The sequence below is a fragment of the Nocardioides sp. NPDC127503 genome, assembly GCF_040302165.1.
Taxonomy (GTDB): Bacteria; Actinomycetota; Actinomycetes; order Propionibacteriales; family Nocardioidaceae; genus Nocardioides.
Genome location: NZ_JBEORH010000006.1, coordinates 113,169 through 131,582, shown reverse-complemented (window position 1 = coordinate 131,582; position 18,414 = coordinate 113,169). Strand labels below are relative to the sequence as shown.

The 18,414-nt window shown below is 70.8% G+C and carries 20 protein-coding genes; 12 read left to right on the top strand and 8 right to left on the bottom strand.

The window, feature by feature from the left end; translation table 11 throughout:
* Positions 1-57: 57 nt before the first annotated feature.
* Complete coding sequence (locus ABTW65_RS15375) at positions 58-1,398, top strand: class II 3-deoxy-7-phosphoheptulonate synthase (RefSeq protein ID WP_183545321.1); 1,341 nt, start codon at positions 58-60, stop codon at positions 1,396-1,398.
* Between the two features lie 99 nt (positions 1,399-1,497).
* Here ABTW65_RS15375 and ABTW65_RS15370 read toward each other — a convergent pair whose 3' ends face one another.
* The 4 genes from ABTW65_RS15370 to pknB all read right to left on the bottom strand — a co-directional run bounded on the left by ABTW65_RS15370 (position 1,498) and on the right by pknB (position 6,173).
* Positions 1,498-1,965 carry a GNAT family N-acetyltransferase gene (locus ABTW65_RS15370; RefSeq protein ID WP_350661472.1) on the bottom strand — a complete coding sequence of 156 codons (468 nt, stop codon included), beginning with the start codon at positions 1,963-1,965 and terminating at the stop codon, positions 1,498-1,500.
* 8 nt (positions 1,966-1,973) lie between these two features.
* Positions 1,974-2,864, bottom strand: coding sequence for a hypothetical protein (locus tag ABTW65_RS15365; protein ID WP_350661470.1), 891 nt, complete (start codon positions 2,862-2,864; stop codon positions 1,974-1,976).
* A gap of 283 nt (positions 2,865-3,147) precedes the next feature.
* Positions 3,148-4,047, bottom strand: coding sequence for a deoxyribonuclease IV (locus ABTW65_RS15360; RefSeq protein WP_350661468.1), 900 nt, complete (start codon positions 4,045-4,047; stop codon positions 3,148-3,150).
* Positions 4,048-4,049: 2 nt separating this feature from the next.
* On the bottom strand, positions 4,050-6,173 hold the full coding sequence (gene pknB, locus ABTW65_RS15355) for a Stk1 family PASTA domain-containing Ser/Thr kinase (RefSeq protein WP_350661466.1): 2,124 nt from the start codon (positions 6,171-6,173) through the stop codon (positions 4,050-4,052).
* Between the two features lie 113 nt (positions 6,174-6,286).
* Here pknB and ABTW65_RS15350 point away from each other — a divergent pair, with 113 nt between their 5' ends.
* Genes ABTW65_RS15350 through ABTW65_RS15340 form a run of 3 tightly spaced genes read left to right on the top strand, consistent with a single transcriptional unit; the run spans position 6,287 to position 7,530 of the window.
* Entirely contained in the window at positions 6,287-6,658 is a 372-nt protein-coding gene (locus ABTW65_RS15350; RefSeq protein ID WP_350661463.1) for an Rv2175c family DNA-binding protein, read from the top strand.
* Between the two features lie 33 nt (positions 6,659-6,691).
* Complete coding sequence (locus ABTW65_RS15345) at positions 6,692-7,102, top strand: guanyl-specific ribonuclease (RefSeq protein WP_350661461.1); 411 nt, start codon at positions 6,692-6,694, stop codon at positions 7,100-7,102.
* A 5-nt stretch (positions 7,103-7,107) separates the two neighbouring features.
* Entirely contained in the window at positions 7,108-7,530 is a 423-nt protein-coding gene (locus ABTW65_RS15340) for a barstar family protein (protein WP_350661459.1), read from the top strand.
* On the opposite strand, the gene ABTW65_RS15335 is transcribed toward ABTW65_RS15340, so the two are convergent.
* The gene (locus ABTW65_RS15335; RefSeq protein ID WP_350661457.1) at positions 7,531-9,090 is read right to left on the bottom strand and encodes a molybdopterin-dependent oxidoreductase; all 1,560 of its coding nucleotides are present in this window, start codon (positions 9,088-9,090) and stop codon (positions 7,531-7,533) included. It lies immediately after the preceding gene.
* 101 nt (positions 9,091-9,191) lie between these two features.
* Between ABTW65_RS15335 and sigK the strand changes: the two genes are divergently transcribed.
* Positions 9,192-9,794 carry an ECF RNA polymerase sigma factor SigK gene (gene sigK / locus ABTW65_RS15330; RefSeq protein ID WP_350661455.1) on the top strand — a complete coding sequence of 201 codons (603 nt, stop codon included), beginning with the start codon at positions 9,192-9,194 and terminating at the stop codon, positions 9,792-9,794.
* Positions 9,784-10,461: an anti-sigma factor gene (locus ABTW65_RS15325; protein ID WP_350661453.1), complete on the top strand. Its 678-nt coding sequence runs from the start codon at positions 9,784-9,786 to the stop codon at positions 10,459-10,461. Before sigK ends, ABTW65_RS15325 begins: the two co-directional genes overlap by 11 nt.
* A gap of 30 nt (positions 10,462-10,491) precedes the next feature.
* Here the strand turns inward: ABTW65_RS15325 and ABTW65_RS15320 are convergent, their stop codons facing one another.
* Complete coding sequence (locus ABTW65_RS15320) at positions 10,492-11,577, bottom strand: polyprenyl synthetase family protein (protein ID WP_350661451.1); 1,086 nt, start codon at positions 11,575-11,577, stop codon at positions 10,492-10,494.
* 34 nt (positions 11,578-11,611) lie between these two features.
* Here ABTW65_RS15320 and metF point away from each other — a divergent pair, with 34 nt between their 5' ends.
* A complete protein-coding gene (gene metF / locus ABTW65_RS15315; RefSeq protein WP_350661449.1) occupies positions 11,612-12,502 on the top strand; it encodes a methylenetetrahydrofolate reductase [NAD(P)H] in 891 nt (296 codons plus the stop codon).
* A 3-nt stretch (positions 12,503-12,505) separates the two neighbouring features.
* Here metF and ABTW65_RS15310 read toward each other — a convergent pair whose 3' ends face one another.
* Complete coding sequence (locus ABTW65_RS15310) at positions 12,506-13,831, bottom strand: phytoene desaturase family protein (RefSeq protein ID WP_350661447.1); 1,326 nt, start codon at positions 13,829-13,831, stop codon at positions 12,506-12,508.
* Positions 13,828-14,463, bottom strand: a complete 636-nt coding sequence (locus tag ABTW65_RS15305) for a DUF4126 domain-containing protein (RefSeq protein ID WP_350661445.1) — start codon at positions 14,461-14,463, stop codon at positions 13,828-13,830. Before ABTW65_RS15305 ends, ABTW65_RS15310 begins: the two co-directional genes overlap by 4 nt.
* A 143-nt stretch (positions 14,464-14,606) precedes the next feature.
* Here ABTW65_RS15305 and ABTW65_RS15300 point away from each other — a divergent pair, with 143 nt between their 5' ends.
* The 5 genes from ABTW65_RS15300 (at position 14,607) to ABTW65_RS15280 (ending at position 18,381) form a co-directional block, all read left to right on the top strand.
* Entirely contained in the window at positions 14,607-15,200 is a 594-nt protein-coding gene (locus ABTW65_RS15300) for a hypothetical protein (protein WP_350661443.1), read from the top strand.
* 170 nt (positions 15,201-15,370) lie between these two features.
* Entirely contained in the window at positions 15,371-15,832 is a 462-nt protein-coding gene (locus tag ABTW65_RS15295) for an SAV_6107 family HEPN domain-containing protein (protein ID WP_350661441.1), read from the top strand.
* A 49-nt stretch (positions 15,833-15,881) separates the two neighbouring features.
* Positions 15,882-16,607 (top strand): methyltransferase domain-containing protein, encoded by a 726-nt coding sequence (locus ABTW65_RS15290; protein WP_350661439.1) that lies wholly within the window; start codon positions 15,882-15,884, stop codon positions 16,605-16,607.
* Between the two features lie 54 nt (positions 16,608-16,661).
* Positions 16,662-17,867, top strand: a complete 1,206-nt coding sequence (gene dinB / locus ABTW65_RS15285) for a DNA polymerase IV (protein WP_350661437.1) — start codon at positions 16,662-16,664, stop codon at positions 17,865-17,867.
* Between the two features lie 145 nt (positions 17,868-18,012).
* On the top strand, positions 18,013-18,381 hold the full coding sequence (locus ABTW65_RS15280; protein WP_350661435.1) for an SCO2097 family morphological protein: 369 nt from the start codon (positions 18,013-18,015) through the stop codon (positions 18,379-18,381).
* The last annotated feature ends 33 nt before the right edge of the window (positions 18,382-18,414 follow it).

Genomic DNA, 18,414 nt, shown 5'->3' with positions numbered 1-18,414 from the left:
CCTGCCGTGTCTGAGATGACTTCGTAACAACCGGGTGATCCGCGTACCCTGAGCCACGTGAACGACGCCTTCCCCTCCCTCGAGCAGCTGCACGCCATCGGAGCCCTTCAGCAGCCGACCTATTCCGACCCGGCCGCCCTGGCCGCGGCGGTCGAGAAGCTGAGGAACCAGCCGCCGCTCGTCTTTGCGGGGGAGTGCGACCAGCTCAAGAGCTCGATCGCCGCCGCCGGCCGTGGTGAGGCGTTCATCCTGCAGGGCGGCGACTGCGCCGAGGTCTTCGCCGAGGCGACCGCCGACAACACCCGCAACAAGCTGCGCGTGCTGCTGCAGATGGCCGTGGTCCTGACGTACGCCGCCTCCGTCCCGGTCGTGAAGATCGGCCGGCTCGCGGGGCAGTACGCCAAGCCGCGCTCCTCCGACACCGAGACCCGCGACGGCGTGACCCTGCCGGCCTACCGCGGCGACGCCGTCAACGGCTTCGAGTTCACCGAGGAGTCCCGCATCCCCGACCCCCAGCGGCTGCTGGACGTCTACCACGCCTCCTCCTCGACCCTGAACCTCGTGCGCGCGTTCACCACCGGTGGCTACGCCGACCTGCGTCAGGTGCACACCTGGAACTCCGAGTTCGTGCGCAACTCGCCCGTCGGCGCGAAGTACGAGGCGATGGGCTCCGAGATCGAGCGAGCGATCGCGTTCATGGAGGCCATCGGCGCCGACCCGGAGGAGTTCCACCGGGTCGACTTCTACTCCTCCCACGAGGCGCTGCTGCTCGAGTACGAGCACGCGATGACCCGCATCGACTCGCGCACCGAGACGCCCTACAACGTCTCCGGCCACTTCGTCTGGATCGGTGAGCGCACCCGTCAGCTCGACGGCGCCCACGTCGAGTACTTCCGCCACCTCAACAACCCGATCGGCTGCAAGCTCGGCCCCACCGCCACCCCCGACGACGCGCTCGCGCTGGCCGCCAAGCTCAACCCGAAGAACGAGGAGGGCCGGCTCACCTTCATCACCCGCTTCGGCGCGGGGAAGGTGCGCGACGGGCTGCCCGGGCTGGTCGAGAAGATCACGGCTGAGGGCGTCAACGTCACCTGGATCTCCGACCCGATGCACGGCAACACCTTCTCCACCTCCAACGGCTACAAGACCCGCCGCTTCGAGGACGTCCTCGACGAGGTCCAGGGCTTCTTCGACGTCCACCACGCCCTCGGCACTGTCCCCGGCGGCATCCTCGTCGAGAACACCGGCGACGACGTCACCGAGATCATCGGCGGCGGCGAGGAGCTCGACGAGGCCGGCCTCGTGCACCGCTACGAGTCCGTCGTCGACCCGCGCCTCAACCGCGTCCAGTCGCTCGAGATGGCCTTCCAGGTCGCGGAGATGCTGCGGTCCCGCTAGTCACATGCGTCGCAGGAATACCCGGTTAACCGGGTATTCCTGCACTTCTCTGGCATTGCAACACCCCGGAAGTGCAGGTTTCACCGGTGAACCGGGTATTCATTCACGCGCCCAGGCGAGCTGCATGATCTCGTCGCCGTCGTGGAGGATGCTGCGGTTGTTGGTGTCGGTGAAGCCGGTGCGCTCGTAGAGGCGCTGGGCGCGGCGGTTGTCGGTGCGGGTCCAGACGCTGAGGCCCTCCCAGTCGCGTGACTGGAGGTCGCGGATCATCTCGGTGCCGACGTGGGAGCCCCAGACGGCGGGGTCGACGAAGACCATCGAGATGTGGCCGTAGCCGGGGAGGGGTACGCCGTCGACGAGGTAGGTCTCGGCGACCAGCATCCCCGCCGGGCGGGTGCCGTAGTGGGCGAGCAGCGCCAGCTCGGCGGACTCCAGCTTTTCGCGGACCCGGCGGATGCGGGCCTCGGTGGCGGTGCGGCGGCGGGCGGCGTTGGCCGCCCGCCAGACGTCGAGCGCAAGGGCGCGCTGCTCGTCGCTGCTGATCTCGGCGACGATGATTCTCGGCATCTAGGCTGCTACAGCGTCATCAGCCAGATGCCGAGCACGAGCATCACGATCATGAAGATCGCGCCCACCCACAGCAGCACGATCCAGGTCGAGGGGTTGTCCTCGGTCTCGGCAGCCATCAGCGAGGAGACGTACTCCTGCTGGGCGCCGTAGTCGCCGAAGTCCTGCTCGAGCGGCTCCTGCTCGCCCGCGTACCCGTAGCCGGTCTGCCACTCGCCGGCGTCCTCGGTGGCGTAGGCCTCCTCGGCGTAAGCGGTCGCGTAGGCGGGCTCGGTCTCGTAGACCTGGTCGGCCGGAGTCTCCTCAGGCGGGGTCCAGCGGCGGACCTTCCCGTTGCGCGACTCCTGGACGAGCATCCCGGAGGGCTGGACGAAGGGCTGGTACGCCACCTCGGCCGTGGCCACGGAGACCGGCTCGGGCTCGGGGACGGGCTCAGGTCCGGGAAGCGGGCCCGGCTCCGGAGGCGGCTCGGGCGTCGGCTCCGGGTCGGGCACGGGGTCGGGTCCCGGGACTGGCGTCGGCTCCGGGAAGGGTGACGGGTCCGGGATGGGCGACGGCTCCGGATCGGGGATCACGGCCTCCGTCGCGGCGGCAGGCTCGTGCGCCGGCGGGGGAGTGGTCGGCGGCGGGGCGGTCGGCGGTGCGTACGCCGGGCGGACCGCCGTGGTCCCGTCGGGCTCGTCGGTGTCGAGCTTCTCCTCGACGGAAGGCGCCTGGCGCCTCGAGGTGCGCTCGGTGGGCTCGTCGTTCGGCTTCGTGGCGGTCGCGGAGCTTGCCGGACCGGGCACGTTGTCGTCGCCGTAGGCGCTGATCCGGGGCAGGCTCAGTGAGGTCTGCGCCGCGTCGGGCTCGTCCTCGACGGCCTCCGGGGCGGTGGCCTCGACGGGCTTCCGGATCACGGTGGCCTCGTTGGGCTCGTCGACCTCAGGTGTGACGTCATCGTTCGCAGCAGACTGTATTGCTTCGGGCTTTGCTTCAGCAGCGGACACGGGTGGCGTCCTTTCCTCTACATCGGTGGAGTCAGCCTCGGCTGCTCGATCGGGCTCCGTGGCGACCTCGAGTCCACACATCGGGCACGCCGGCTCATCGGACAGCCGGTGTCCACACTGTGCGCAGTTGGTCATGCCACCCCCATGGCGTCGAAGATCACTCCCGTGCGGTCCCAAGCCTAGGTCACACGCCTTAACCTTGGGCCGATGCCCGCAGATCGCGCAGCAGCGCGATATCGGGGTTGTCGGCGTCGCGAGAGCCAGGGGTCTCCAGGATGAAGGGGACTCCGTCGGTCGCCGGGTGCGCGAAGAGCTCCTCGAAGGCTGTCGTGCCGATGTGGCCGCGACCGATCTGCTCGTGGCGGTCGAGGTGCTTGCCGCGTACGTCCTTGGAGTCGTTGGCGTGGATCAGCCGGAGCCGTCCGGGGCCGCCGATCTCGACGATCCGGTCGACACACGCGGTGGCGCCACCGGGCTCGTCCAGCGGGGCACCGGCGGCGAAGACGTGGCAGGTGTCCAGGCAGATCCCGGCCTTGGGGTGGAAGTCGACGGCCGCCAGGTAGGCGGGCAGGTCCTCCACGCCCGCGCACAGCGAGCGTCCCTGGCCGGCGGTCGGCTCCAGCAGCAGCCAGGGGGCGTCCTCGGCGGAGATCTCGTCGAGCACCGGGAGCAGCGCCTCGCGCACCTGCGTCATCGCGACGGCGTGCTTCTCGATCGCGTCCCCGTCGGGGGAGACGAAGGAGCCGGTGTGGATGACGACTCCTTCGGCGCCGATGTCGGCGGCGCGGCGGAGGTTGTGGGCGACCAGGGCCGCTGACTTCTCGTAGGTGGCCGGGGTCGGCGAGCCGAGGTTGACCAGGTATGGGGCGTGGACGAAGGCACGCATGCCGCGCCGTTCGAGCTCCGCCCGGAACGCCTTGTCCTCGGCCGGCTTCCCGGCCGAGAGCGCCCAGCCGCGCGGGTTGCCGACGAAGATCTGCAGCGTCTCGCCGCCGACGGCGTCGGTGTTGGCGAGGGCACCGGCGACGAGACCCTTGCCCACCTGTACGTGGGTGCCGATCGGGTTGCGAAGAGAGGTCCGAGAAGAGGTCAAGGTCAGTTCAGCCAGATCGTGATCTCGGAGCCGTACGGCGCCTCGCCATCGGCGGGCTCCTGCCGGGTCACGAGGTTGAGGCCGAGCGCGAAGTCGTCCTTCTCTTCCTTGACCTTGAATCCGGCGGCCTCGAGGGTCTGCTTCGCGGTGTCCTTGGTGCTGCCGACGACGTTGGGGACGGCGACGGCGGCGGGGCCCTTGGCGACCACGAGGGTCACGGTCTCACCCTTGGGGAGGGTGCCGGAGTTGGGACTCTGGCTGAGCACGGTGCCGGGCTGGGCGTCCTTGTTCTCCTCCTCGGTGATCTCGACCTTCAGGCCGTCGGCCTCGAGCGACTTCTTGGCGCGCTCGGCGCTGCGGCCGGTCCAGTCGACGATGTCGACGGGGGCCGGGCCCTTGCTGATCACCAGCACGATCGCCTTGCCGGGCCGCACCAGCGTGCCGGCGCGGGGCTGGGAGTTGATGACGTGGCCCTCGGGGACGTTGTCGTTGAACTTCTCGATCGGGTCGCCGATGCCGAGGCCGAGGTCGCGGATCTCGTCCTGGGCGTCGTCGGCGACCATGCCCTTGACCTTGGGCACGGAGTATTCCTCGACGCCCCTGCTCACGCTGATCTCCACCGTCGACCCGGGCAGCACCTTGTCGCCCTGGCCGGGGTCGGAATCGATCACCACGCCCTTGTCGATGGTGTCGGAGAACTCGGTGTTGGCCGAGACCTCGAAGCCGGCCTCCTGCAGCTGCGTGGTGGCGGCAGCCTTGCTCAGGCCGGCCACCGACGGCACCCGCTCGTAGCGGCCGTCGACGAACCACCACAGTCCGGTCGCCACCAGCGCGACGGCGACCACGGCGGCGCCGATCGCGATCGGGCCCTTCCATGTCGCCGGCATGCTCCAGCGCTGCTTCGGCTGCGCGGGGGTCGGGGCGATGCGTACGTTCTCCTCGGGCTCGCTCAGGGAGAGCCGGGCGCCCGAGGGGAGGCCGACGCCCGGGGGCGGTCCCGGCGGACCCGGGGGACGGCCCGGCGGCGGACCGGACGGTCCGGTCGGGCCGGAGGGTCCCAGGCCGAGCGCGGGCAGGACGGCGGTCGACTCGGCGGCTGACTCGTCGTGGGCACGCGCAGGGGAGTCGGCGACCTGGGTGGCCTTGTCGGGTGCGCCGGCCCTGGGAAGCGCCAGGTCGGCGGTGAGGTCGGGGTCGTCGAAGATGCCCGCGGACAGGGTGGCCATGACGCGGTTGACCATGCGCAGCAGCACGCCGGCGTCGGCGGGGCGCAGCTCGGGATCGCGGGCGGTCGCGCGGGCGACCAGGGCGTCGACGTACCGCGGGATGCCGGGGGCGGCCTTGGAGGGCGGCGGGACGTCCTCGTGGACGTGCTTGTAGGCGACCTCGACCGGCGAGGGTCCGCTGTGCGGCTTGCGGCCGGTGAGCAGCTCGTAGAGGACGACGCCGGCGGCGTAGACGTCGGTGCGCGGGCCGGACCTGGACTCGGTGACCAGCTCGGGCGCGAGATAGGAGACGGTGCCGACCAGGTTGCCGGTGGTGGCGTCGTTGGAGTTGTTGTTCATCACCCGGGCCAGGCCGAAGTCGGCGACCTTGACCCGCTGCGAGATCGAGGCGGCACCGGTGGTGATGAGCACGTTCTCGGGCTTGATGTCGCGGTGCACGATCCCGATCGCGTGCGCAGCGGTCATCGCGCTCAGGATCGGCTCGATGTAGGCCAGCGCCTTCGCTGCTCCCAGCGGAGCCTGCGAGGCGATGGTGTCGCGCAGGGTGTGGCCCTCGATGTACTCCATCGCGAGGAAGGCGACGCCGTCGTCCTCGTCCTGGTCGTAGACGGCGACCACGTTGGGGTGGGACAGCTTCGCGGCCGACCTGCCCTCGCGTACGAACCGCTCGGCGAAGTTGCCCTCCTCGTCGAGGTCCTGGTGCATGACCTTGACGGCGACGATGCGGTCCAGCCGCATGTCGTGGGCGACGTAGACCGTCGCCATGCCGCCCTTCGCGACCTTCTCGACGATCCGGTAACGCATCCCCAAGACTTTGCCCAGAAGGGGTTCGGATGCGGTAGCCGAGCCTCCGCCGTGGCGCCCGATGACGTCGTCACGGGGGTCCGCCTCACTAGCCACGCGATCCTCCTGTCTCCGGTCGGAGAAGTATTCCGGACCGGGCAATGGTACGGACCAGCGGGTCCCACTCACGACTTTCCGAACCGGCTACCCCGGCCGGTAATGTGATTGTTATGAGCGATTTGCGGCTGGCGGAGCAGGATCTGGGTGTCCTGGTTGAAGAGTGGATCGACTGGGCCACGGCCGCGTCGCTGCTCGGAGTGACCGTGGGGAAGGTGCGCACCATGATCCGCGAGCACGAGCTCGCGGCGGCGGTGCCGCCGGGGGTCAAGGGTCAGCACATCCCCGCCCTGTTCATCCAGGACGGCCTGCCGGTCAAGGGTCTGAGCGGGCTGCTGCACGTGCTCCACGACGGACGCTACGACGACCGCGAGATCATCGCCTGGCTCTTCCTCGACGACAACCTCCCCGGCCGCCCGATCGACGCGCTCCGCGAGAACCGCGGGTCGGAGGTCAAGCGCCGGGCTCAGGCCATGGCACTCTAGGTTCGCCCGTTCCGTACGTCTCGGAGGAACCTCGTGAGGTCGAAGTACGCCCTGGTTGGCCTGCTGATCGCCGTCCTGTTGGCGCTGGTCGCCGGTTGCGGAGGCGGTGGTGACTCCGGCGCGGGCGGTGGTGGGAAGACCGGCACCGACCCGGAGAGCGGCCTCGCCTGGATCGCGGAGTCCGACCTGCCGCCCGAGGGCGTGGAGACGCTCGAGCTGATCGACGCCGGCGGACCGTTCCCCTACCCGGGCAAGGACGGCAGCACCTTCGGCAACCGCGAGGGGATCCTGCCGGACGAGGCGTCGGGCTACTACGCCGAATACACCGTGCCGACGCCTGGCTCCGATGACCGGGGCGCGCGGCGTATCGTCACAGGCGAGGGTGGGGAGTACTACTTCACCGAGGACCACTACGAGTCGTTCTCACGGATCGACCGGGGGTGATGGAGATGAGTGGACTGGCAGGACTTCTGGCAGGCCGGGTCGATCCCGGCGTCTATCGCTGGCACACCGAGCTGGCCGCGGCCGACCTCGCCGACTCGGTGACCGGCGCCGGCTGGTCGCTGGCGCAGATCGCCGTCGTGGCCGAGACCAAGGACGAGGTGCTCGGCGCCATCGGTGCCGCGCTGCGGTTCCCGCCCCACTTCGGCCGCAACCTCGACGCGCTCTGGGACTCGCTGCGCGATCTCTCCGCGCCCACGGTGCTGCTGTGGGAGACGTGGGGATGCGCTGCGTACGCGGATCGTGCCGATTTCGACAAGATCGTCCGGGTTCTCCAGGATCGTTCCGCGGAGATCTCCGAGGACCGGCCGGCGTTCACCGTGCTGCTGCGCGGGGACGGTCCGGAGACGGACCTGCCCGACCTGGGCTGATCAGCCGACGTTGACGGTACGCGTCGGGTAGCCGGTGGCTCCGTCGGGAGCGGGCGGCGCCTCGTCGGCGGTCTGCGGCGTGCCGGTGCGGTCGTACGCCCTCGCCTGGATCTGGTGCTCGCCCTCGGTCGCGTCCCAGCGGTAGGTCCACTGGCGCCAGGTGTCGATGCTGTCCTCGGCGGCGAGCGTGGCGGGCTGCCAGGGGCCGTCGTCGACGCGTACCTCGACCTTGCTCACGCCGCGGTGCTGCGCCCAGGCGACGCCCGCGACGGTCACCTCGCCGGGCATGGTGTCCTCGCCCGGGATGTCGATGCGGCACTCGGTCTTGATCGGGCCCTCGGCGGACCAGCCGCGGTCGGTCCAGTAGGCGCGGAAGTCGGCGAAGCGGGTCACCTCGAGTTCGGTGAGCCACTTGGTCGCCGAGACGTAGCCGTAGAGACCTGGGACGACCATGCGTACGGGGAAGCCGTGGTCCTGGGTCAGCGGCTCGCCGTCCTGGGCGATCGCGAGCAGGGAGTCGCGGCCGTCGGTGAGCGCCTCGAGCGGGGTGCCGATGGTGATGCCGTCGGCGCCGGTGGACTTGACCGCGTCGGCGTCGGGGGAGAGGCCGGCGCGCTTGAGTACGTCGCGGATGCGTACGCCGGTCCAGGTCGCGTTGCCGATCAGGTCGCCGCCGACCTCGTTGGAGACGCAGCAGATCGTGACGCGACGCTCGTAGAGCGGCATCGCGAGCAGGTCCTCGTAGGTCAGCTCGACCGGGTTGTCGACCAGGCCGTGGATCTTGAGCCGGTAGTCGGCGAGGTCGACGCGTGGGGTGAGCAGGGCGATGTCGATGCGATAGAAGTCGTCGACGGGGGTCAGGTGGGGCGTGAGGCCGTCGATCCGGAGCTCTGAGCCTCCCGGGAGGGGCGCGGCGGGGGAGACGGCCGCCGGGATGGGCAGCTTCGTCGCGGGGTGCCGGCGGCCGGTGACGACCTTGGCGCCGACCCCGCCGACCGCACCGACCGCGGTCACGGCCGCCGCGGCGACCAGGAACTTGCGGCGGTCGAAGCCGTCGGGTGCCTCCGCCTCGGCGTGGGGGTCGTCGGACTCGCGCAGCGGTCGGGTCAGCAGGACCAGCGCCACGATACCGACGACCAGGCCGATCACGATCGCGATGATCCCGGTCGTCCCGTTGCCGGCCCGGTCGGCCAGGAGGGCCGCGATGTCGATGGCCCCGAGGAGCAGCAGCATGCCCGCGCCGAGGGCGGGGCGGCGTACGGCCAGGGCGCCGGCGACCCCGAGCAGGACCAGCGTGACCAGCCCGACGGAGGCGAGCAGGATCGGCTTGTCGGCGGTGCCGAAGGTGGCGACCGCCGCCTCCTTGAGCCAGCGCGGGGTCAGGTCGATGACCCGGTCGCCGAGCGCGAGCAGGGGAGAGGCGCCACCGGCGAGGGCGGCGATGAGCTCGGCTACGCCGAGGCCGAGCACGCCGGCGGCGATGCCCGCGGCGGGGCCGTAGAGACGTGGTGCCGAAGCGGAGCCCGAGGCCTTCTGTTCGGGGAGGATGCGGGATGCCATGCTGTGGGTTCGTGGCCGATCGATGGGCGGATGGGACCAATCCTTCCACTCTTCGGCTGCGAACCCGGAGTGAGATCTGTCATTAGTCGGAAGGGGTGCGCGTGCGGCGAGCGCTGCGGGTCGTGGGCGACGAGTCGCCACCGAATCCCGATGACGACCTGGACCCGGCGGCGGTGCTCGCCGCGGTGGCCGGTGGCGACCTCGAAGCCTTCGGCCGGCTCTACGACGACCTGGCCCCACTCGTCTTCGGCGTCGCCCGGCGGGTCGTGCGCGACCCCTCGCGTGCGGAGGAGGTGACCCAGGAGGTGTTCACCGAGATGTGGCGCCAGGCGGCCCGGTTCGACCCGTCGCGCGGCTCCGTCCGGACCTGGGTGCTGACGATCGCGCACCGTCGCGCCGTCGACACCGTGCGCTCCTCGCAGGCCTCGCGGGCCAGGGAGGAGCATGTCGCCCGGCGTGAGCCGGTCGACGTCGCCGGCCCGGAGGACGCTGTCGTCACGGCGGCGGAGCACGAAGGCGTACGCCGCTGCTTGGACTCCCTCACACCGCTGCAGTCGCAGGCCGTACGGCTGGCCTACTACCAGGGCTTCACCTATCCCGAGGTCGCCGAGCTGCTCGGCCGGCCGCTGCCGACGGTGAAATCGCGGATGCGGGATGGGCTGATCCGTCTGAGGGATTGTCTGGAGGCTCGTGATGGCGCCTGACGTACACGGCCTGGTCGGGGCCTATCTCCTCCACGCGTTGGAACCTGCCGAGCGAGCAGAGGTCGAGGCGCACCTGGCTGCCTGTCCTGACTGCCGTGAGGAGGTCGACTCGCTGAGGTCGGCCACCGCGTCGCTGGCCGATGAGGTCGCCGAGACGCCCCCGGCATCGCTGCGCGCGAGGGTGATGCGTACGGCCTCGGAGACTCCGCAGCTCCGGCCCGTCGTCGCCGCGGGCCGCGCTCGTCGGCGTTGGTTCGCGGGCGTGATCGCCGCGGTCGCGGCCCTGGTCATCGGTGTCGGTGTGACGGTCGGGGTGGTCGTACGAGATGACGACCCGCCCTCCATGACTGCCGCCGAGGTGATGTTGGCCCCCGACGCGAGGATGCACAAGGAGGAGACCTCCGACGGCGAGCTGATGGTCGCGATGTCCCACGAGATGCACATGGTCGCCGTCGACACCGCCCACCTCGACCGCCCCGCCGGCATGACCTACCAGGTCTGGTGGCACACCGACGCCGGCATGGAGTCCGCCGGTGTCCTCGACGAGGAGATGGCCGTCGCCGTACCGGTCGAGGACGGCGACCTGATGGTCACCATGGAACCCGAGGGCGGCTCCGACGAACCGTCCGACAAGGTCCTGTTCGAGATGCCTGCCACCTCGCTCTAGACGCTTCGGCCGACCGGGGCGACGTCTCGGCTAGACCGTGCGCTGGGTGGCGGCGGTGGCGAGGGCGCGCAGGACCTCTGCGGCGTTCGCGTCGAGGACTCCTGACGACTTCGCGTCGTCGAGGGCGGTGAGGCCCTGGTCGGCGAGCTCGGTGATGGTCTTCTCGACCTGCTGCTCGGCGCCGGAGGAGGCGATGATCGTACGCAGCGCCGCGACCTGGTCCTCGGTGAGCGGCTGGCCGAGGGAGCTGTCCAGAAGATCGGCGTCGGCGGGCGGTGAGGCCTTCAGGGCGAGGGCGACCAGGACGGTGCGCTTGCCCTCGACCAGGTCGTCGCCAGCGGGCTTGCCTGTGACCGAGGGATCGCCGAAGACGCCGAGGAGGTCGTCGCGGAGCTGGAAGGCCTCGCCGACGGGGAGGCCGTAGGCCGACAGCGCCTCGATCTGCTCCACGGTGGCTCCGGCCAGGGCGGCGCCGACGTGGAGGGGGCGCTCGACGGAGTACTTGGCCGCCTTGTAGCGCACCACCTTCATCGCCGCCTCGACGTCCGCCGCGCCGCGCGCCTGGACGGTGATGTCCAAGAACTGCCCGGCGATCACCTCGGTGCGGGTGTGGTCGAACACCGACAGAGCGGCAGAGGTCTCGGAGTCCCCGAACCCAGAGGTACGCAGCAGCTCGTCCGACCAGGTCAGCAGCAGGTCTCCGAGGAGCACGGCAGCGGCGTCGCCGTAGGCACGGGACCGGCCCGGCCAGCCCGCGGCGGCGTGGTCGGCCTCGAACGCGCGGTGCGCGGACGGCGCGCCGCGCCGGGTGTCGGAGTCGTCGATGACGTCGTCGTGGACGAGCGCCGAGGCCTGGAGCAGCTCGAGCGCCGCGGCGGCGCGTACGAGCGACTCCTCCTCGGCCGGCGAGGGGGAGGGGCGGACCGCGTGGAAGCCCCAGTAGCAGAACGCGGCGCGCAGCCGCTTGCCCCCGGACATCGACTCGCGGGCCCGGCGCAGCAGCGGTTCGACCTCGTCACCGAGCGGAACCAGCCGCTGGGACTGCGTCTCGAGAAAGGTGTCCAGTGCCCCCTGGACGCGACTGCGGAATTCATCGGCGTCCCACGTTTCATTCACTCTCCGAGCCTAGGGCACTGCCTAGGATGGCCCGATGGTGACTGGACGTGGACGCTCCCTCGCGGAGCTGATCAACCAAGGCGAGCGCTCGTTCTCCTTCGAGTTCTTCCCGCCGAAGGACGAGGCCGGCGAGGAGCAGCTGTGGAACGCCGTGCGCGCGCTGGAGCCCTACCGCCCCACCTTCGTGAGCGTCACCTACGGTGCCGGCGGCTCGACCCGAGACAAGACGGTCGCCATCACCGGCCGGATCGCCGCGGAGACCGAGCTGCTGCCGGTCGCCCACCTGACCTGCGTCGGCCACACCCGCGACGAGGTCGCCGGGATCCTGGACTCCTACGCGGCGAAGGGCGTCGAGCACGTGATGGCGCTGCGCGGCGACCCCGCCGAGGGGCCGCGCGCCGAGTGGACCCCGACGCCGGGCGGTCTCGACTACGCGATCGACGTGGTGAAGCTGGCCCGGGAGCGCGGCGACTTCCGTATCGGCGTCGCCGCCTTCCCGGAGGGGCACCCGAGTGCCGAGTCGCTCGAGGCCGACGCCGACGTGCTGGTCGCCAAGGCGAAGGCCGGCGCGGAGTTCGCGGTCACCCAGATGTTCTTCCGTGCGGCCGACTACTTCGGCCTCGTCGACCGGGTCCGGGCACGCGGCGTCGACATCCCGATCCTGCCGGGGATCATGCCGATCCTGAACCTCGCCGCCATCCGCCGCCAGAGCGAGCTGATCGGCGCCGAGGTCCCCGAGGAGATCGTGGAGCGCCTCAGCGCCGCCGGTCCCGAGCCCGCCGACATTCGTGCCGAAGGCATCGCGGTGGCCGCCGAGCTGTGCCAGGAGCTTCTCGACGGAGGCGCTCCCGGGTTGCACTTCTACACGCTCAACCGCTCCAAGGCGACGCTGGAGATCTTCGCCAAGCTCAACGTCACGGTCTAAGGCTCACTTCTCGGCAGGCCCGATCGACTGCGCGACCAGCGCGGACGACAGCCCGGCGAACGGCAGCCCGGAGCCGGGCGTGGCGTGGGCGCCCGCGGCGTAGACGTTCGGGAGAGGGGTGCGCGGCCCGAGACGCTGGAACACCGTGCCGCGCCCCGACCACTTCACGCCCAGCGGCGACCCGCGCCAGCGGCGTACGAGCTCGGCGGCGCCCAGGTCGACACGGTGCACGACGTGCTCGCGCACATCGATCTTGTGGCGCGCCAGCGCCAGCAGGACGTCCTCCATCAGCTTGCCGTAGGAGTGGATGGTCCAGGCGTGCTGTCCTTCGGGGGCGAGCCCGCGGGTGCGTACGACCAGGGTGGGCTCGCCGTGGAGCACCAGCTCGTCGGGAAGGTCGACCAGATGCTCGGGCAGCGAGGAGAGCCCGAGATGGAAGGTCATCGGCGGGATCGCCGGCAGAGTGCGCTCCACTAGCGGCCGCAGGGCCGGCAGCGAGCGTGGGTCGAAGGCGAGGACGACCGCTCCATCGGCGCCGAGATCGATCTCTCCGGCGGTGGTGCTGGCCGCGACCGCCCGCCCGTCGCGTACGACGATGTCCTCCACCCGGGTCGCGGTCTGCACCGAGACGCGGCGGGTGGCCATCCGGGCGGCGAGCACCTCGGCCACCACTCCCATCCCGCCCTCGACGCGCCAGGCGCCGAACCGCTGCTCGAGATAGGCGGTGAGCCCCGCCCAGGCGGGTACGTCACGCAGCTCCTGCCCCGCCGCGACGAACGGGTGCGCCGCGACCAGCCGGAGCCGTTCGTCCTTGAACGTCTTGCGCAGCCGCTTGTGGAGGGTCTCGCGGGACCGGAACCGCTCCGCGACGGCCTCGGGGAGCGCCGCGGGCTCCCACGGCACCTCGAAGTAGTGCTGGCGCAGCACCTCCCAGTCCTCGCTGAACCGGGCCACGTAGTCGGTCCACCGCTGGCCCATGCCCGGGCCGAGCTCATCGAAGGCCGCCAGCTGGGCGCCGCGGGTGCCGCCGGGGATCGAGACCGAGGTCTTGTCGGCGAACCGGTGCTCGCGGATGACGTCCATCGGCACCAGCTCCAGCTCACGCTCCGCGGGCCGCCCGGACTTGCGGAACAGGTCGCGCATCACCGCGGGCAGCAGCGTCGAGGTCGCCGAGGCGTCCCAGGTGAACCCCTCCTCGCGCACCGGCACCAGGGCGCCGCCGAGCTGACCGGAGGCCTCGAGAAGGGTCACCGAGTGGCCGAGCTTGGCCAGCCTCGCGGCGCTGGCCATCCCGGCGTAGCCACCCCCGAGGACGACGACGCTGGTCACTGGACGGGGTAGGGCTTGGTGTTGCCGTCGGAGGGCTCCTCCGGCGGCGGGACGCCGCGTCTTCCGCGGCGAGTGAGCCTGCGCCAGCCCCCGCGAACGGTGCGGATGATGAAGTACACCAGCACCAGCCCGGTCGCCAGCAGGACCGCGGCGATGCCGGCGGCGGCCAGCGGATGCTCGGTCGCGAACCAGACCACGCCGAGGACCAGGCCGTCCTCGGCCAGGCTGACCACCGAGTTGGAGACCGGCTCGGGGGAGGTGTTGACCGCGAGTCGCTCGCTGGCCTTGACCAGATGGGACATCAGCGCCGAGGTGCCGCCCACGACGCCGGCGACGGCCGCGTTGAGCGAGTCGGCCTCACCGGCGAGCAGGACGCCGATCACAGCGCCGATCGTGGGCCGGATGACCGTGGAGATCGAGTCCCACGTCGAGTCGATGTAGGGGATCTTGTCGGCGACGAACTCGATCGCGAACATCACCCCCGCGGCCGCCAGGACCGGCCAGGTGCCGAGCACGTCAGGGATCTCCTCGGCCCCGGTCGTACGCTGCACGACGCCGAGCACCAGCACGACCAGGTAGGCGTTGATGCCACTGGCCCACCCGCTGGAGAAGGTCAGCGCTAGAGATTCCATGGAGACATCTTGGCCTACGCCACCGACAGTTCGGACCCGGCCCGAGACCAAGCGCACGCGATCCCGTATTTACCTCCGTTGTGCCCCGTGCGGCAGAATGGGCTGATCAACGCAGAGTTCCCCCCACGTCGCAAGGAGACCGGATGACCATGACGACACCCGACGAGAACGAAGGTGTGGTCGTGAACGAGGACCTGGAGGCCACTGTCGAGGTGGCGGCCCTCGCTGCCGAGCCCGTGCCGCGCGAGATGACGTGGGCGATCCGCCTGATCGTCGGTCTGATCGTGTTCAGCGCCGTCGTGGTCGTGGTGATGGTGCTGACCTCCGACGAGCTGGTGCGGTCGTGGGCTGAGGGCAACTCCTCGGCCAAGCGCATCCTGGAGACCGAGGGGCTCGAGGCCCTCATCAACCCGCCCACCGACAACCGGGTCAGCGCGCCGGCGTTCATCGCCCCCGCCATCACTCTGTTCGGCGTGATGGCCGGCATGCTCGGTGTGCTCGCGGTCTTCCTCCGCAACGGCTTCGAGTGGGCCCGCATCGTGATCACGTTCCTGGTGTTCATCTCCGCGGTGGCCAGCGTCGGCGGCATCCTGACCGGCCCGCCGGTGATCATCAGCGTGCTCACCGCGATCGCGATCGTCATCGCCGCGGGGCTGCTGGTGGTCATGTGGCTGCCGGCCAACACCCGCTACATCCACCCGCCGCACCTCATCCGCGGCGCCGTCGCCGACGACTGAGCGACCAGCAGCACCCCTCGACACGCCCCGTCCCCGAAACGTCTTGTGACTGTCGGTGGCGGGGTGTAGTTTGATCTTCGTGTTCGAACAGATGTTCGAACAACCAGGCTCTGGCGGGCGTCGTCCTCGACCCCCGACGCCCGCCGGAGCCGTCCACTGCGGGGTCGACCGTGAGCGAGAAGGACGACCCGATGCATCTGCTGCCGGCGACGACACACAGCTACCTCTTCCGCGCCACCGAGTCCCTCGCGGAGGCGATCGTGGCCGACGACGTGCCTAGCAGGTACGCCATCGCTCATGTCGCCGCTCTCCAGGCCGCCGCGGCGCTGATCGCCGCCCGCACCGACCCCGTCGAGGCCGCGAGCCGTGCCGGCCGCCGCCGTCCGTGGAACGCCTGGGTCCGCCTCAAGAAGGTCGCGCCCGAGCTCTCCGAGTGGGCCGACTACTTCGCCGCCGGCGCCGCCAAGCGCGCCGCGGCGGAGGCCGGCTCGATCCGGGCGGTCACCGCGGAGGAGGCCGACGACCAGGTGCGTGACGCCGACCGGTTCCTCGCCGTCGTCGAGGAGTCCCTCGGGCTGATGGCCCACACCTCTCCGGCCACGCGGCTCCCGCACGACCGCCTCGTGGGCTGATCCAGGTGTGGCGTACGCAGGGTGGGAGGCAGGGCCTACGCTTGGCCCCATGTCAGCTGGCTCCGCTTCCACCAGTCGTCGGGCAGGCGCCCGAACCGTCGCCGTCTGGGACGCGCTCGACCCGGTCCTGGCCTCCGGCCCGCTCGACGTCCTCGACATCGGCGGCGGCACCGGCACCTCAGCCGTACGCATCGCCGGGCTCGGTCACCAGGTCACCGTCGTCGACCCCAGCCCCGACGCGCTGGCCGCGCTCGACCGCCGGGCCCGGGAGGCCGGCGTCTCCGTCGACGCGCGCCAGGGCGACCTGGCCGCACTCTCCGACGTCGCCGACCCCAGCGGTGCCGACGTGGTGCTCTGCCACGGCGTCCTCGAGGTCGTCCCCGACCCCGCGGCGGCGCTGGCAGGGATCCGCGAGGTGCTCCGTCCCGGTGGCACGCTCAGCCTGCTGGTCGCCCAGCGCACCGCGGCTGTCCTCTCCCGCGCTCTCGCCGGCCACTTCGCGCAGGCCGCCGAGCTCCTCGACGACACCACGTCGCAGGGGCGCTCCGGTCGCCGCTTCGCCCTCGACGAGGTCACCGGGCTGCTCGAGGCTGCCGGCTTCGCGGTCTCGGATGTTCGTGGCGTACGTGTCTTCGTGGATCACGTTCCGGGGTCGCTGCTCGATGTCGATCCTGGTGCGACCAACGCGCTCGTCGAGCTCGAGCAGCGGGCTTCTACCCGCGCTGACTACCTGCCGCTGGCTTCGCAGGTGCATCTGCTCGCTTCGCTTCGCTGAGGGCTCGCTTCGCTGCGCCGAGTCAGCGCTTGTCCGCGTCCTTGGAGGATCGGGGTGACCTCCTCCGCTGGCGCTCCGGAGGTCACCCCGATCCTCCATGTCGACATGGACGCCTTCTTCGTTTCTGTGGCGATCAGGCACCAGCCCGAGCTGTGGGACCAGCCGGTGGTGGTCGGGGGACATGCTCGTGGCGTGGTGACCTGCGCCAACTATCCGGCGCGGGCCTACGGCGTGCGGGCCGCGATGCCGGGGTCGTTGGCGAGGCGGCTGTGCCCTCAGCTCGTCTCTGTCCGTCTCGACTTCGGTGAGGTCGCCGAGGTCTCCCACCAGGTCCGCGAGATCTTCCGCCGCGCCACCCCGCTGGTGGAGGTGGTGAGCGTCGACGAGGCGTTCCTCGACGTACGCGGAGCGACCAGGCTCTTCGGAAGCCCCGAGCAGATCGCCCAGCGGATCCGCCGCCAGATCGCCGAGGAGCTGAGCATCACCTGCTCGGTCGGCGTCGCGCCCACCCCGAGCGTGGCCAAGGTCGGCAGCCGCAAGGCGAAGCCCGACGGCGTCGTGGTCGTCCGGCCGAAGGAGATCCCCGGGTTCCTCCACCCGCTCGACGTCGGAGAGCTCTACGGCGTCGGCCCGAGCACCCGGACGCGGCTGCGGCGGCTCGGCTTCGAGACGGTGGGCGACATCGCGCGCACCCCGGTGCCGACCCTCCACCAGATCCTCGGCCCGCGCCTCGGCGGCCATCTGCACCGGCTCGCCACCGGCACCGACCGGCGCGAGCTGACCGGGCGGCTGGGCCCCGACCTGCCCGACCGGTCCACCGGGGCTCAGGAGACCTTCGGCCACGACCTGAGCGCCCGCGAGGACATCGTCCGCGAGCTGCTGCGCCTCTCCGCCCGTGTGACGCGGAGGATGCGGAGGGCCGGCACGGTCGGCCGCACCATCGCGCTGACCGTCCGGTTCACCGATTTCAAGACCATCTCGCGCTCGCGCACGCTGCCCGATCCCACCGACGTCACCCAGGAGGTGCACGCCACCGCGGTCAGCCTCTACGACGAGCTCAACCTCCGGGGCCGGGCCCTGCGCCTGGTAGGGGTCCGGGTGGAGCACCTGGTCACCCGTGAGGGCACCGACCGGCAGCTGGTTCTCGGCGAGCGGGAACGGGGCTGGTCCGAGGCCGACCGCGCCATCGACCAGGTCGCCGAACGCTTCGGATCGAGCCTCGTACGCCGCGCGAGCCTGCTGGATCAGGGGCGGGGTTGACGCACCTGCCACTTTGCTTGACACAATCGGACTTGGTTGTGCCATGGGGCAGAACGTCAAGGGGCAAGAATTTTCTGGGCTCACTACCGCCTTCAGGGTGGCCAGCCTAGACTTGGAGATGCCCCAACAGGACATGGGAGGTACGGTGCCACTCTCGGAAGAGGAGCTTCGCCTGCTTGAGCAGATGGAGCGCGCGCTCTCGGCGGAGGACCCGAAGTTCGCCTCCGCCCTCCGAGGCACGGCTTTGCGCCGTGCCCAACGTCGACACGCGGTCCTCGCGGGCATCGTGCTCGCCGGTGGAGTCGCGTTGCTGATGACCGGTGTGATCTCACGGATGTGGATCGTCGGGGTGGTCGGCTTCCTGGTGATGCTGGCCTCGACCTCCGTGCTGCTCACCGCTCTTCGTGGTGCTGCCGCGGTCGAGGAGGACGACGGGGACCACACGCCCCGCACCTCGTTCTTCGACCGGGCCAGCGAGCGCTGGAAGCAGCGCCGCCGCGACAACGACCTCTAAGAGGAATCACCTCTCAGAGGAACGGCCTAACGT